General features: G+C 36.5%; 17 protein-coding genes and 2 other annotated features. Of the genes, 5 read left to right on the forward strand and 12 right to left on the reverse strand.

The genetic code is table 11. The features are described from left to right. Window positions 1–264 precede the first annotated feature (264 nt). Together BFM98_RS01985 and BFM98_RS01990 are read left to right on the forward strand one after the other, a co-directional pair. Window positions 265–975, forward strand: a complete 711-nt coding sequence (locus BFM98_RS01985) for a helix-turn-helix transcriptional regulator (RefSeq protein WP_048392257.1) — start codon at window positions 265–267, stop codon at window positions 973–975. 117 nt (window positions 976–1092) lie between these two features. After that, window positions 1093–1335 (forward strand): DUF2626 family protein, encoded by a 243-nt coding sequence (locus tag BFM98_RS01990; protein ID WP_004231035.1) that lies wholly within the window; start codon window positions 1093–1095, stop codon window positions 1333–1335. Window positions 1336–1410: 75 nt separating this feature from the next. Here the strand turns inward: BFM98_RS01990 and BFM98_RS01995 are convergent, their stop codons facing one another. Then, complete coding sequence (locus BFM98_RS01995) at window positions 1411–2055, reverse strand: MBL fold metallo-hydrolase (RefSeq protein WP_066036420.1); 645 nt, start codon at window positions 2053–2055, stop codon at window positions 1411–1413. A 169-nt stretch (window positions 2056–2224) separates the two neighbouring features. On the opposite strand from BFM98_RS01995, the gene BFM98_RS02000 reads away from it, so the two are divergent. After that, window positions 2225–2404: a DUF2759 domain-containing protein gene (locus BFM98_RS02000; protein WP_004231029.1), complete on the forward strand. Its 180-nt coding sequence runs from the start codon at window positions 2225–2227 to the stop codon at window positions 2402–2404. A 55-nt stretch (window positions 2405–2459) separates the two neighbouring features. On the opposite strand, the gene tyrS is transcribed toward BFM98_RS02000, so the two are convergent. The 5 genes from tyrS to rpmG form a co-directional block, all read right to left on the reverse strand. Beyond that, window positions 2460–3674, reverse strand: a complete 1215-nt coding sequence (gene tyrS, locus BFM98_RS02005) for a tyrosine--tRNA ligase (RefSeq protein WP_066036421.1) — start codon at window positions 3672–3674, stop codon at window positions 2460–2462. A gap of 140 nt (window positions 3675–3814) precedes the next feature. Further along, window positions 3815–4056 (reverse strand) — a binding site (T-box leader). A gap of 255 nt (window positions 4057–4311) precedes the next feature. Continuing rightward, window positions 4312–6207: an LTA synthase family protein gene (locus tag BFM98_RS02010; protein WP_048392681.1), complete on the reverse strand. Its 1896-nt coding sequence runs from the start codon at window positions 6205–6207 to the stop codon at window positions 4312–4314. Between the two features lie 280 nt (window positions 6208–6487). Next, window positions 6488–6697 carry a YqgQ family protein gene (locus tag BFM98_RS02015; RefSeq protein ID WP_004231021.1) on the reverse strand — a complete coding sequence of 70 codons (210 nt, stop codon included), beginning with the start codon at window positions 6695–6697 and terminating at the stop codon, window positions 6488–6490. After that, window positions 6690–7283, reverse strand: a complete 594-nt coding sequence (locus BFM98_RS02020; RefSeq protein ID WP_066036422.1) for a 5-formyltetrahydrofolate cyclo-ligase — start codon at window positions 7281–7283, stop codon at window positions 6690–6692. The genes BFM98_RS02015 and BFM98_RS02020 overlap by 8 nt, the downstream gene beginning before the upstream one ends. Before the next feature lie 112 nt (window positions 7284–7395). Next, the gene (gene rpmG, locus BFM98_RS23250; protein WP_008408521.1) at window positions 7396–7545 is read right to left on the reverse strand and encodes a 50S ribosomal protein L33; all 150 of its coding nucleotides are present in this window, start codon (window positions 7543–7545) and stop codon (window positions 7396–7398) included. Window positions 7546–7725: 180 nt separating this feature from the next. Between rpmG and BFM98_RS02025 the strand changes: the two genes are divergently transcribed. Beyond that, a complete protein-coding gene (locus tag BFM98_RS02025) occupies window positions 7726–8148 on the forward strand; it encodes a hypothetical protein (protein WP_254659976.1) in 423 nt (140 codons plus the stop codon). 3 nt (window positions 8149–8151) lie between these two features. Further along, entirely contained in the window at window positions 8152–8634 is a 483-nt protein-coding gene (locus tag BFM98_RS02030) for a hypothetical protein (RefSeq protein WP_048392679.1), read from the forward strand. Between the two features lie 46 nt (window positions 8635–8680). On the opposite strand, the gene BFM98_RS02035 is transcribed toward BFM98_RS02030, so the two are convergent. From BFM98_RS02035 to pstB, 6 genes are all read right to left on the reverse strand, one after another. Continuing rightward, a complete protein-coding gene (locus tag BFM98_RS02035; protein WP_048392252.1) occupies window positions 8681–9253 on the reverse strand; it encodes an anthranilate synthase component II in 573 nt (190 codons plus the stop codon). After that, window positions 9250–10635: an anthranilate synthase component I gene (trpE, locus tag BFM98_RS02040; RefSeq protein ID WP_066036423.1), complete on the reverse strand. Its 1386-nt coding sequence runs from the start codon at window positions 10633–10635 to the stop codon at window positions 9250–9252. The genes BFM98_RS02035 and trpE overlap by 4 nt, the downstream gene beginning before the upstream one ends. A gap of 138 nt (window positions 10636–10773) precedes the next feature. Beyond that, window positions 10774–10984, reverse strand: a binding site (T-box leader). Between the two features lie 39 nt (window positions 10985–11023). Next, a complete protein-coding gene (locus BFM98_RS02045; protein ID WP_048392250.1) occupies window positions 11024–12094 on the reverse strand; it encodes a mechanosensitive ion channel family protein in 1071 nt (356 codons plus the stop codon). 77 nt (window positions 12095–12171) lie between these two features. Continuing rightward, window positions 12172–13044, reverse strand: a complete 873-nt coding sequence (locus BFM98_RS02050) for a vWA domain-containing protein (protein ID WP_048392249.1) — start codon at window positions 13042–13044, stop codon at window positions 12172–12174. 177 nt (window positions 13045–13221) lie between these two features. After that, complete coding sequence (gene phoU / locus BFM98_RS02055; RefSeq protein WP_048392248.1) at window positions 13222–13881, reverse strand: phosphate signaling complex protein PhoU; 660 nt, start codon at window positions 13879–13881, stop codon at window positions 13222–13224. A gap of 13 nt (window positions 13882–13894) precedes the next feature. Then, window positions 13895–14728, reverse strand: a complete 834-nt coding sequence (pstB, locus tag BFM98_RS02060) for a phosphate ABC transporter ATP-binding protein PstB (RefSeq protein WP_048392247.1) — start codon at window positions 14726–14728, stop codon at window positions 13895–13897. Window position 14729: the final 1 nt, after the last annotated feature.

The following is a 14729-nucleotide window of genomic DNA, read 5'->3' on the forward strand; positions in this document are numbered from 1 at the left end:
GAGGAACTCGCCACGAGAAAAGCCCTTTTCAGAAAATAAAAATTTATAAGTTAATTTTCTGCCAATAATGTTTTTTGCTATAAAAATGTGGATAAAGTGCAATTTTCCACTAAAAAAGAATATAAATACATGAAAAAATTAATATTTATGCCGAAATGAACTGTATCTTTTTCAATAATACAATATAATAGTATCAACATGATTATTTTCCTAACACTTGGTAGACGAACATAATTTTTATAATTAATTAAAGAGGTGAAGCTCATGATCCATCCATTAAAAATTACTAGTACACTAGCGGATGAAACAAGATACTCTATTTATGAGTACATATTGCAAGAGAAAAAAACAGTTACTGTACAACATATTGCTGATAAATTCGGTATCCATCCAAACGTTGCTCGACTTCATTTAACGAAGCTTTCAGAAATAAATATTATTACAGCTGACTATGTAAAAACAGGTAAAGGTGGCAGACCTGGACGTGTTTATAAAGCTTCAGAAAAAGGCGTATCTCTTACTTTTCCAAGACGTGATGAAGATCGTTTATTAAAATGGACGATACAATTAATTGAAGACTTTGGTCCATCTGCATTAACAAAGTGCCAGGAAATTAGCTACCAAGACGGCTACCAGCAAATGAAAAATTATATGAGTGCTGAATTGACATTAAGTAATTCTCTTTCCTTCGATGAAAAACTTCAGCTATTAACGGACAATGCCGCTTTAATTGGCTATATTCCACAGATTCAACAAACTGAGCAAGGAAAAAAAGTTATCTTCTCCATCTTCAATTGTCCATTCCAGGAGCAACTGACAGCCTATTCTGAAATTGTTTGTTCATTACATGAATCCTATTTAAAAGGGCAATTAGATGCATTGTTTACGAACAATGAATTTGTGCAAATGGAAAGTATGATACATAATTGCGATTTATGTAAATATGAAATAAACGTGACAGAAATCGATAGCTAGATTAAAAATCCATTTGTTTGTCACAAACATGGAGAAGTTCCAGTTTACAGACACCTTTCATATCATTTATAATGAGTAAGAGATTATTGTGTCGTGGGCAAAAGGAGGGGAAATTTCATGGATAATATGTATAAAGTTATGGCATTCTGGACAGGTATTTTTGCCGTTATGTTCTACCTTGGAGGTATGAACGAGGTATCGCTATTATTCTTAGGTAATACAGGTTTATTCTTATTATTAGGCTTCTTAAACCTTTCAGAACGTATGTACATGTACATTTTCGGAGCATATTTAACTGTATTCTTCGCTGGCTTCACGTACTATACAACATTCATTCACGTACCTGGTGGCGGTCATTAATACAAACAAAATCGCGTATCTCACTTTCGGTGAGATACGCTTTTTTATGTGCTAAAACAGTTTACTGTCCATGTTTTAAAATCCATTTAAAAAAGGATTTGTCTCCATTTCTGCACCTACCGTTGTATAATTACCGTGTCCAGGATAGATAATAGTATCCTCAGGTAATGTCAACAGTTTATTATGGATAGATTCCAATAAAATTTTGGTTGATCCCCTTAATAGATCTGTACGTCCTACACCTTGTTCAAATAACGTATCTCCCACGATGGCAAAACCGTCATTTTCAAAGATATAAGAAATACTCCCCGGTGAATGCCCAGGTGTAAAAACAGCTTGAAACACAAAATTACTTATTTCAATTTGCTGTTCTTTTTTGATGATTGTATCTTGCGCTGGTGCGGCTACCCTATAATCTGGTAATGCAGGATATTTACTAGAGCCATTCTTCGTTGGATCTGCTAGCCAACTAACTTCCTTTTCATGAATCCATACAGGAACGTCAAATACCTCACGCACTGCATCTACTGCCCCTATATGATCAAAATGGGCATGTGTTAAAAAGATAGCAAGAGGTTTTAAGCCGTTGCTACGGATTGTTTTAATTAGACGCTCCGCCTCTTCACCTGGATCAAATACGATACATTCTTTTTCTTTATTCGATACGATATAGCAATTCGTTTGGACGGGACCAAGAGAATAACTTCGTACGTTCATCATAGTTATCACCTCAACTTCCTATTATACAGGCTTTGCCACAATTTGACGATAAATGTTCATAGTTTACAGTATTTTAGTCCTCGACAAAAACAAGTAGAACGTTTACAATTAAGGAGGAATATTGTTTGCGACATTCATTTTCTGATGTCGAAAGGAGTGTCTATTTTTAATGAACTTATTAATGGTTATTTTTGGTCTAGTAGCGATTTTAGCTGTATTTGGTACATTCCAAGCAATTAAAGAAAAGAACCTATTAAGCGTTGTTTTCAACTTATTAAGTGCTGCTGTATTCGGATGGTTCGTCATCATGACGATTGTTCACAGCGGTTACCCACCAAAATTACACTAAAATTCAGACAAAAAAAGAGCAGTCTCTTCGGAGATTGCTCTTTTTTTGTCTATTATTACTTATTGAATTGAAGAAACCGCTTCTTGCCGATTTGTAGTACATCATTATTCATTAATACTTGTGATATGTCATCCATCGCCATTTTTTCTCCATTCAAGGATACTCCTTTTTGCTTGATTAACCGCAAAAACTCACTCTTACTTTGAATAAAACCAATTGCCACTAGTTGTGGAATGATATCCACGATTCTTTCCTTATCAATTTCTAAGAGCAGTATAGGAATGTTTTTTGGTATTTCCTTTTTTTGAAATGCTGCTTCAAAATAAGCTCTTGCTTCCTCCACTGCTGTAGATCCATGGTATAAAGCCGTTATAATTTCTGCTAATAGGAATTTCAAATCGCGGGGATTCTCTCCCTTTTGTAGTCTATCTTGAATAGCCTGCACTTGTAGTGGATGCTCATCTGTTGCTAATTCGAAATATTTGATAATTAAAGTATCTGGTACTTCCATCACCTTTTTAAACATAATCTCAGGTGCTTCATTGATGCCAATATAATTACCTAAACTCTTACTCATTTTTTCAATACCATCTAACCCCTCTAGTAAGGGCATAAAAATAGCAATTTGTTTTTCTAATCCTCGATGCTTTTGTAAGGTGCGTCCCATTAAAATATTGAACGTCTGATCCGTTCCACCTAACTCTATATCTGCCTCAAGTTCTACTGAATCATATGCTTGCATAAGTGGGTAGAAAAACTCATGTATACCAATTGGGATGTGCTGCTGGTAACGTTTCTGAAAATCCTCGCGCTCTAGAAGTCGAGCAACAGATGTTGTGGCTGCTAGCTTGATGACTTCTTCAAAGGACAGCTTCGCTAACCATTCACTATTAAAACGAACCGTTGTCTTGTTCGGATCTAGTACTTTAAAAATTTGCTCACAATAAGTTTGGGCGTTTTTCTTCACTATATCGTCATTTAAGGCTGTTCGCCCCTTAGCTTTACCTGTAGGATCGCCAATTCGTCCTGTAAAATCACCGATAACAATAACTGCATGATGGCCTAAATCTTGCATTTGCTTGATTTTCCGTAGAACAACCGCATGACCTAAATGAATATCTGGTGCGGACGGATCGAGCCCTAGCTTAATCGTTAAAGGTCGCTGTTCTTTATACGATCGCTCTAATTTTTCAAATAAATCCTGTTCATCAACGATCTTGTTAGCACCCTTCTTGATAATCGCTATTTGCTCCTTTGGTGTTAAAAACATACGAAACATCTCCTTGTAATATTAAATATTAATATTGCAAGTTCTATAAGAGTAAATGGGGTACCGATTTTGTTTACAAGGCTTTAATAGCTTTACACGTTTTGGCTTAGAAGGCATAAAAAAACGCCTTTAGGAAATTCCTAAAGGACGTAGATAAACGTGTTACCACCTTTTTTCGAGAGCTATTCACATAGCTCTCCTCAACAAGTACAGCCATAGCGATACTTTTGCAATGATTACGGATGCAACCCCGTCGTAGCCTACTATAGTTTCGGTACGCAGCTCCAAGATGTATTCACTTTAATATCCCCTTGCGCCTCTCAACAACCGGCTACTCTCTGTCAGTTCCATTAAAGTTACTCGTTCTTTTCGATGCCTTTCACTCTTATACTCCGAAATGCGAAAAACAAATCTTCGTTATGCAGATATTTACACTTATTATAATCGTATCTTGCTATTTGTCAATAAAAAGAAATGTTCAATAAAGTGTATTCACGTTGCATAGTGTTGTAAAACATTGCGAAAGGTGTTTTCTTTAGCATAGGATTCACAAAAAAATTTTATGAATAGTGCTTGAGACTAATTCTTTTTTATCAGCAATAAAAAAGAGAGATCCCTATACGAGATCTCTCTTTGATTATTTAACTGAATCCTGCTTTAAATTACCTGTTTTTTCGTCATAGAAGCGAAGTAAGTCTCCATTAATGATGGCATCAGAATTTTCTAACTCCATTGTAGCACGATCAGCATAAGACTGACATGGCTCACCATCTATTTCTTCGCCAGTTGCTTTGTCATAGCAAGCTTCACCAGCATAGACGTATTTATCTGTAATAAAACGTCCATCACGGAAGACTACAAAGTCCTCATGCTCTGGAGAGAATAAATCTGCACCCATTTGCATATCTTTTGACGTTTCAACGCCAAGAAGGTGTAAGATCGTTGGACGTAAATCCATTTGTCCTGAAATCTCAGTCATTTCTTTTCCATCGCCAGCTCCTGGGATGTGGATGAATAAAGGTACTTCTTGAAGCATTGCATTATCCATTGGTGTAATTTGATCTTTTCCTAAATATTGTGCCATTGCTTTATTATGGTTCTCAGAAATACCATAGTGATCCCCATACATCACAATAATAGAATTATCATAGACACCTTGATCTTTTAACTGTTGGAAGAAGTCTTTTAAAGCCTCATCCATGTAACGTACTGTTTGGAAGTAACGATTTAATGTACCTGAATTTGAATCATATTCAGGAATCATAATATCTTCTGGGTCCAATGTAAATGGATAATGGTTCGTTAAAGTAATAAGTCTAGAGTAGAATGGCTGTGGCATATCTTTCATTAAAGCAGCTGATTGCTCTAAGAATGGAACATCTTTCATTCCCCAGTTTACAGCTTGCCCCTCTTCCACAGTATATGAATCTATATCGTAGAATTTATTAATTTTTAACGATTGGTACATCATGTCACGATTCCAGAATGATTTATTATTAGGGTGCATGACATTTGTAAAGTATCCATTTTCTCCAAGGCGTTCAGCCATTGAATTATACGTATTTCCACCATGCGTGAAGAATACAGCACCTCGACCTAAACCAAACAATGAGTTTTCAACAATAAACTCCGAGTCAGATGTTTTTCCTAAACCTGTTTGGTGATAGAAGTTACTGAAATAATACGTATCTTTATCTTTTGTTAAAGAGTTTAAGAATGGCGTAATTTCATGACCATTCATGTCATTATTAATGACAAAGTTTTGTAATGACTCCATCGATACCACAATCAGGTTACGACCTTTATATTTCCCAAACATTTCTGGATTTACAGCAGCCTGATTAGAGCGTATATAGTTGTTCACTTCTACTAGTTCACTACCATCGGCTAACGCACGTTGGGCAGATGATTTAGATTGAATATAAATGTCATACAAGTGGTAATTGTACGTACCAATGTTTTTTACTAATAATTCGCGGTCAAAACTACGTGTTAGTAATTGTGGACGCTCAGTTTCTGCTAATCCTAAATTTAAGAATGTCATTGCTATTGCAAGCACGAAGAATGCACGACGGAATTCAATATTCACTTTAAATGCATCTTTCATTTTTGGTAAAAATTTATTCGCTAAGATTAAGATAACAACATCAACGAAATATAATACATCCCAAGGCTCAACAATGGCTGCTACTGATGTTCCTAAGTCACTAAAGTTACTTGTTTGGAATAATACTGGTAGCGTAATAAAATCATTGTAGAATCGATAGAACGCTACATTTCCGTATAAAACAATGGACAAAATAACGCTGACCGTAATCAAATAACGATTTCTAGCTTTTGCTGATTTAAAGAATAGTGATAAACCATACGTAAATAGCAAGAAGCTTAATGGATTAATAAATAAAATAAACTGTTGCATTGCATTTTCAATTTTCATTTCAAAGCTTGTGTGGTAAACAATGACCGTTTTGATCCAAGTTGCTATAATTGCTAGTATCATAAATGAATGTTTAGGCCACTTTATTGATTTCATTCCTAACATCCTCCCTACTTCCTTACAAAAAAATAATAATTTTTTACATTTTGTTACGGAAACAAAATATATCTTAATCCTTTTTTAACAGATAATCAACACATATCTTATGGAAAATTTTTTCTCCCTGCTCTTTCTATGCACCAGATATCTATATATACGTTTTGCATTGTAAAAAGTTTCGTAAAAACATAAAAACAGCGGAAACCCACTGTTTTTAAGAATATTACATACATGTTACATTAATTTTACAATACCCAATTACATTATATTTCAAACATTACTTTTTATGCTCTTCCATACGAAGTCTTGTTGTTTCTTGTCGAATAAGCAGTAGGGCCATTTGATAATCTTTTATATCTAGTACATTCGCTTTATAGAGCTCACGTATTTCATCCTCCATCAACATCAAATCGCCAATAGGATCACGTGTATAAATATAAGTACCATATGTTTTCAAGAGTTCATAAATATCTAGCATTTTATCCATTTTCGTTCGCTCCTCGTTGTGCAACACAGTCAATACGTTTTGTGGGCGTCACAATGATATCTACTGGGCAATCATGTGCTTCAGTAGGAACACAATCAATAATTTGCTCATCAAAGAGCAGCGACATCAGCTTACCCTTATTATAGTTTAATACATAGCGGTCATAATAACCACCGCCATAGCCGATTCGATAACCGTATGGATCAAAAACAACGCCTGGTACAACAATGATATCCATTTCATTTGCGTCAACAAACTCACTTTTTGCTGGAATGGGCTCACGCAAATGCATATATACAGTTTCAAGCTGTGCAAATGATTCAATGGCATAAAATGACATTTCTCTTGTTTTCGGGTGACATTTAGGAACTGCGACCTTTTTACCTAGTTTCCATAATTCCTCAATTATAAGAATTGTGTCGACTTCTGGCTTATTTGAAATGGTCATGCCAATTGTATTTGCTTCTATTATATATGGTTCCTGTAGCACCTTGTTTAACACAGCTAATGATTGACGATGATAGTCTTCATCCTTCATAGTTGCAAGGGCTTGGCGTACCGTGTTTCGTAAAGTTGTTTTATCCATCTAGGCTACCTCCTATATCGTAAAACTTCATATCCTCCCGGAATTGTTACATTAAATGAGTTGATAAAATGTAGAAAGCCAAAACCACTTGTGGTTTTGGCTTAATGAGCGATTACTTAGTTTCACGGTGAAGAGTGTATTTCTTCTCGCGAGAGCAATATTTTTTAAGTTCAAGACGCTCTGGATTGTTACGCTTGTTCTTTTTAGAAATGTAGTTACGTTCGCCGCAATCTGTGCAAGCTAAAGTAATATTTACGCGCATCATTAACCCTCCCACTCTATATCAAGAATTTAAATTTGAGCATGATTTATACGACTAACCTATTATAACATAAACTGAAAAAAAATCTACCTTCATTTCATATTAAGTTTGCATATGGTAAAATATCTTATAATTACATACTACATTGAGGTGAAACTATTGGATTTATCCATCGTATTAATGAGTATCGGCATTTTTCTGATCATCGTTTCGTTCTTTTTCAAAAATAGCTCGAAAAAAATCGAACAAGATGTCGAAGAATTATCTATCTCCATCTTCCAAGAAACGAATAATTTAAAACGTCGCCTTAAGATTGTGGAGGAAGAACTTTTACTAGAGCCTGAGTTCCAAGTGAAATCAAAATCAAGTATCCCTCCAAAAGGTCAAGATCCTAAAGTGCACCAAGTCATGCAGGCCGTTCAACAGGCTGCACAGAGTTCAAAAGTTGGACAAACAACAGCACCAGCAAAACCGATTCATCAAATTATTATTAGTCAGGTACTTGAATTAAATAAACAGGGTCTTTCTGTAGCAGATATTAGTATTCGCTCAAATTTAACAGAAGAGCAAGTTCGGCAAGTGATTGCAAACGGGGGGCGTTGATTGATGAATAAGTCTGCCATTCGTGCATTTGGTATAGCCATTTTTCTTGTTGGGGCATTGCTTGCACTCGCAAACCGCTTCGATGTAAATATTGGTCTTCCTACTAAGGAATTTTCCAATCAACAACAGGTAAAAGAACTACAAAACAAATTAAGTAAGGCCAATCAGGAAATTGCCTCGTTAAAGGATCAATTAAAGCAGGTACATACGACTGAAAAAACTTCTACAACAGATGCATCTGAACAAGCTGATGAAGAAGCAGATACAGATGTAACAACGATGTCTCTGCAAATCTATAGTGGTATCACACCCTATAGTGTGGCCCAAAAACTTGAAGACGGTGGCATTATTACCAATAGTGTTGAAATGGAGTTACTACTCGCTAACCCTAAATATGCTAGAAGCTTACAAATCGGCTCCTATGAAGTCAATTCTGCCATGACTTTAGAAGAAATAGCTAATTTAATTACAGGTAAGAAACAATAACATAAAAAGCTGTCGCCCATTCATATATGAGGCGACAGCTTTTTTATTACGCTATACTTTCTAGAAAGGCTTGCATCATCATACTACCTTCTTTTGTGCCGATTGATTCAGGATGAAACTGCAGCCCATAAAGTGGATATTCTTTATGTTGAATGGCCATGATTTCTCCGTCATCACCCGCTGTGGCGAGTATTTTAAAATCCTTGTGTAAAGTTTGTTCTTCAATAATAAGTGAATGATATCGCATAACCTCGATATCCCCATCTAATTGGGCAAATAAACCTGTTTGCTCGTATTGTAATGGGGACAGCTTTCCATGCATAATATTTTTTGCCTGCACAATATTTGCGCCAAAAGCCTGACCTATCGATTGGTGCCCTAGACAAATACCTAAAATAGGGAATTTTTGGTAGAGTTCCTTGATGACCTCTATCGTTATCCCTGCTTCATTTGGCGTTCCTGGTCCTGGTGATAAAATGATGGCTTCTGGCGACAGTTTTTGAATTTCTTCTATAGTAATGGTATCATTCCGTACGACCTTGACGCTTTTTCCAAGCATACTGATTTGCTGAAATAAATTATAGGTAAAAGAATCGTAGTTATCTATGATTAAAATCATTTTTTTACCTCCAATAGGGCACGTGCCTTAATCAGTGTTTCTTCATATTCTGACAATGGAATCGAATCATAAACAATACCTGCTCCTGCCTGTACATGTGCCTTCTGATCCTTAATGAGCATCGTGCGAATCGCAAGGGCTAAGTCCATATCACCAGTTGTCGAAATATAGCCTACTGCTCCCGCATACACCCCACGTTTTACTGGTTCTAATTCATTAATCAATTGCATGGCCCGAATTTTTGGAGCCCCTGACACTGTACCAGCAGGTAAACAAGCACGAAGTACATCCAGTACATGGAGGTCATCTCGCAATTCGGCAATAACCTCAGATACCATATGCATCACATATTTATAGCGCTCAATTTTCATGTATTTGGTTAGCTTGACAGAACCCACTTTTGCAATACGTCCAAGATCATTGCGCCCTAAATCCACTAACATACGGTGTTCAGCTATTTCCTTGCTATCCACTAATAGCGCATTTGCGATGGCTTCATCCTGTTCTATTGTCGTGCCACGCGGCTTTGTACCTGCTATTGGATTGGTTGTCACTTTTCGATTTTTTACTTTTACAAGACTTTCAGGAGATGTTCCTAAAATAATATAGTCACCATAATCCATATAAAACATATAGGGTGATGGGTTAGACGTGCGCAATTGACGATAGAGCGAGAACGGCGAACCTGTAAACGGCGCAGAAAAACGTTGCGATAACACAATTTGGAAAATATCACCTCTCAAAATATGCTGCTTAGCACGTTCCACCAAAGCAACAAATCGTTCATTTGAAATCATAGGCTTAAACTGTAGCTCATCCACCTTTAATACCTCAAAGGTCGTACCTGCACAAAGCTGTTGCTCCATCCTTGTAATAGCAGCTTCCATCTCCTCTAATGAACGCCCATCCTGAAATAGATCAATCGAAGCTAGTGTAATTTCTTGTGTTAGATGATCAAAAACAATAAATGTATCATAGAAAAAAACATGAACATCAGGCATAGCTAAATCATCCTGTAAATAGTCACCTATTTTTTCTGTGTAAAATGCTGTTTCATAGCCAAAGAAACCTATAGCTCCTCCAAAGAAAGCAAAAGGATAGCTTTCTTTATGAAAGGGTATTAGTTCTTTTAATCGATCAAGCACATTGCCCCTAGCCTTGTCATTTTCTGCTCCTTTTGAAAACACGAATTCTTCATTGTTTCCTTTTAGTTCAGCCACTGGATTGATGGCGATAAAGGAATATCGCCCACTTTCCTCATGTTTCGCTGAGGATTCGAACAACATTTTATGCTGCCCTTTCAGTGATTGATACACAGAGATCGGGGTCATCATATCCCCATGTAATACTTTCATAGCATACTTTCTAAGCTCAACTGTCATACTCTTCTCTCCTTCTCTAAGCTCTGCTCATCTACACCTCATCTATCTTTAGCAGCAGAAATCTGCTAAAGGCTTTCTCTTCTTTCAGCTAAAACATTTGCCGTCTAAAGAAAAAAATATAAAAAGGCCTTTCCATCACAAAAGGACGGAAAAGCCGTGGTGCCACCTTCATTGGTCTCCTGATAGGAAAACCCTCTCTAAGCCTTGTAACGTAGGCATCCGCTAATCCGTACTTTTTTCAGGATTAGAGCTCCGAAGTCCATTCACTAAACATTTGTACTAGTTTTCACCAACCACTAGCTCTCTATAACAAATTGTACTAGCTACTACTCTTCATCAAAGCTGATTTCTTGGTAATATTGTAAAGCAAACTATCTTACAATTCAATTTATTTTTTATTTCGCAGACTTTCTTCTTCAGGATGGCTAGCTAATGTAATCGATAGCTCCTCCATTATTTGACGAATGGCAAATAAAATATCCTGCCGCACTTCCAGCATAACAGCGGTATCATTTGTGGCAACAAAGAATCGAACAAGCACGCGATACGAATCATGATGAAATTCATCTATAAATACATGAATCATGTCTTTCTCTGTTTTAGCATGTAAATAAATTTCCTTATGAATGGCCGTTAAAGCGCTACGTATGTCTTCCTCATTATTAGCAGCAGCGATATATAAAAATTGCTCACATTTCCGTTTTTCTCGTTTAGATAAATTATAAAGTGGGCGATTCACTAAATAGGAGTTCGGCACATACACAAGTCCTTTGTCTCCTGTTTGAATTAACGTACTTCTTAAATTAATATCCTCAATCGTTCCTTCAATTTTTTGATCCTCTGTCGCAATCCAATCTCCTATTTGGAATGGATTATCTAAAGCTACGGACATGCCACCAAATACATGCGCTAGTGTATCGCGAATCCCAAAGGCAATCGCCACACCCGTTAAGCCGATTCCAGTTAAAAAGCCATTCAGATTAAAATCCCAAAAGGAAGCAATCGTAAACATAGCAAAAATCATAATAAGTACTTTACCGATTCGTAGAAAAAACGGTAGTAAAACATTTTGATCCTCTTCGCTTGTTAATTCAAATGGTTGTTTCGTATAAAAATTCAAAACATCATAAATCCCTTTAAAAGCAAAAAACACCATAATAGACAATACAAAATTCTTTGTTGATGGATGTGTAAATAAAGGGACTTTTATTAGATAAGATAAGCTTAGCACAATGACAGTCGTCATAAAGGCATAGCCAATTGCTTTACTAAATTGAGCCAGTACATTTGCTTGGAAATTGCGCTGACGATCTTTTAAAAATAGCACAACACGATGAATAATTTTTTTGATGATGAATCGTTGAATAAGCCACCCGACTAAACAAATAATGACAGCAATTAAGCCATCTAGCCAGGTTGGGACTGTAAATTTAGGTAATAACCAATGTAATGAATCCATGTATTTCTCCTTTATAACTACCTATGTATCGCCAGCAAAAAGGAGCCGACCTTCAGTAATGGTTAGCCCCGTTCTTGTTATTGTATGGCATCATCTGCAAAAAAAGCCTTACTAGCAAACCAAAATTGCTGTTTATTAAAGTTATGTTCATGCATGGCAATTACCGAAAATTCAGCATGATATTTTTGCTTCATTTCCTTTAGCATCATTTTTGCTTGCTTGCCAACGAGATGCTGCCCATCAATAGGTGCTCCTTCTGTAAAAATAATGACATCTGCTTCTGTACCTAATTGATTTTCCTGTAGCAATGCTTTCACAAATTGTAAAACAGGTAAAATGGCTGCCTCTCCCTTTGCCTTATATTCGATAAAACTTTTAAAATCAGCTAAATTTAAATGACCATTTTCAAAGCGGTAGTGGACATGAATTTGCCGATCATACGGTACAATGTATAAATCACGGCCTTCTCGATGTGCACTCATAAATAACGCTAAAATCATACTTTTACAAATCTCAGAATAAGCGGCCATTCCTGTCGTTTGTTCTAAACAAATAATCATCGGGCCAGGGTCTTGTTGATAATCATGAAAGGGTACATAGTAAATATTGCCGCTTTTCGTTGTCTGTTGCTTAAGCTTTTGACGTCTAAGCTCTGACCATTTTCGTTCATAATACTGGCGTTGCTCTTTGCCATTTGCTAAGCGTTCTGCCTTCTCAATAGCAGGAATATTCTCTTGGATTTCATGCATGATATCCGTCAATTCCAGAGCAAATGCTGCCATATTTCGTAATGGCTCACTCTTGAAAAAATAATCGATAAAATAATGTTGTTCCCCTTCACTTAACTCCTCTATATGTAGGTTTTCATAGAGAAAACGTAAATAGTCAAGTTGTTCTATTGTCAACTGCTTGTCAAATTGCTTGATGAGGGATTCAATCGCATCTTTCATGTAGCAGCACCTCCTAAGCACCACATTTTTTGGATAATGTCTATAGTATAACCAAAAAAATTTTTTGACAATACAAAAACGCTTGCTATAAAGACGCTACAGCCAAAGACAATGTTGCTGCTTCAGGAGATTTTTTTCTACAAATGAAAAAAAGAGCTAAAACGCAGCTCTTCTTTCTTAATTATTTAATTCATAATGTTTGCCTTTTACTAAGTAAAATAGATGTTCAGCAATATTTGTAGCATGGTCAGCAGAACGCTCTAAATAGCGGCAAATAAATGTTAGGTGCGTAATCTGTGAAATATGGGAGGGGTTTTCTACCCCAGCACGGAGTAAAAGGGTGATCGTTGCCCCGTATAAATCGTCCACGTAATCATCTAACTCTGCAATCTCTTTAGCGCGTACCGTATCTTCCTCAGTAAAGGCCTTCATGATGCTCTCTAGCATTTCTACTGTTTTATTGCACATGGTTTGGAGATTTGTTATTGGAAATATCATCGGCTCCTTACCAATTCGAATTGCTTCTTTAGCTATATTAACCGCATAGTCCCCTACTCTTTCCATATCTGAAGCTGCCTTTACGAGAACCATGAGACGGCGTAAATCTGTTGCTACTGGTTGTTGCTTGGCAATCATTAGGATCACATGGTCATTAATTTCTTCTTCAAGGCGATTAATGATTAAATCGTCCTCCAAAATTTTCAAAGACTTTTCTAAATCCTGCTCTACCAATGCTTCAAAAGCTGTTTTTAATGCAAGGATACTGCTATTAGCAATTGCAAGAAATTGTCCCTGTACCTCTTTTAACTCTTGTTCAAAACGTTCACGTACGATCATTCATTGCTCCTCCTTAGCCGAAACGTCCCGAAATATAGTCTTCTGTACGTTGATCTGCTGGTGTTTGGAAAATAACATCCGTTTTATCGTATTCGACAACCTCTCCACTTAGGAAGAATGCTGTACGATCAGAAATACGTGCCGCTTGCTGCATATTATGTGTCACGATGACAATGGAATAATCCTTTTTCAATTCTTGAACCAGCTCTTCCACTTTCAACGTAGAAATCGGATCTAAGGCAGATGTTGGCTCATCCATTAAGATGACATCAGGCTCAATCGCTAAGCAACGTGCAATACAAATACGTTGTTGCTGACCACCTGATAATCCGTAAGCATTTTGATTCAAACGGTCTTTTACCTCGTCCCAAATGGCTGCCCCTCTTAATGATTTCTCCACAATTTCATCGAGAATTTTTTTATTTTTAATGCCATGAATTCTTGGTCCATAGGCAATGTTATCATAAATGGATTTTGGAAACGGGTTTGGCTTTTGGAATACCATACCTACACGTGTTCTTAATTCCTCTACCGTATAGTTTTTATCTAAAATATTTCGCTCACGATATAAAATTTCTCCTGATGTACGTACGATTGGTACAAGTTCAACCATGCGGTTTAATGTTTTTAGATACGTAGATTTCCCACAGCCAGATGGTCCAATAATAGCCGTTACTTCATTTTCATAGATGCTTAAATTAACATCTTTTAAACCATGATGATCACCATACCATAAGTTTAAATTGCGTGTATCATAGACAATATTTTTCGCCACATCTGCTATAGGCTTAGTCGTTGCCTGATTCCGTTTGACAATTGTTTTTTCCTCTTTAAAATCTAATACCATA

The organism is Lysinibacillus sp. AR18-8, from assembly GCF_001705465.1.
Classification (GTDB): domain Bacteria; phylum Bacillota; class Bacilli; order Bacillales_A; family Planococcaceae; genus Lysinibacillus; species Lysinibacillus capsici.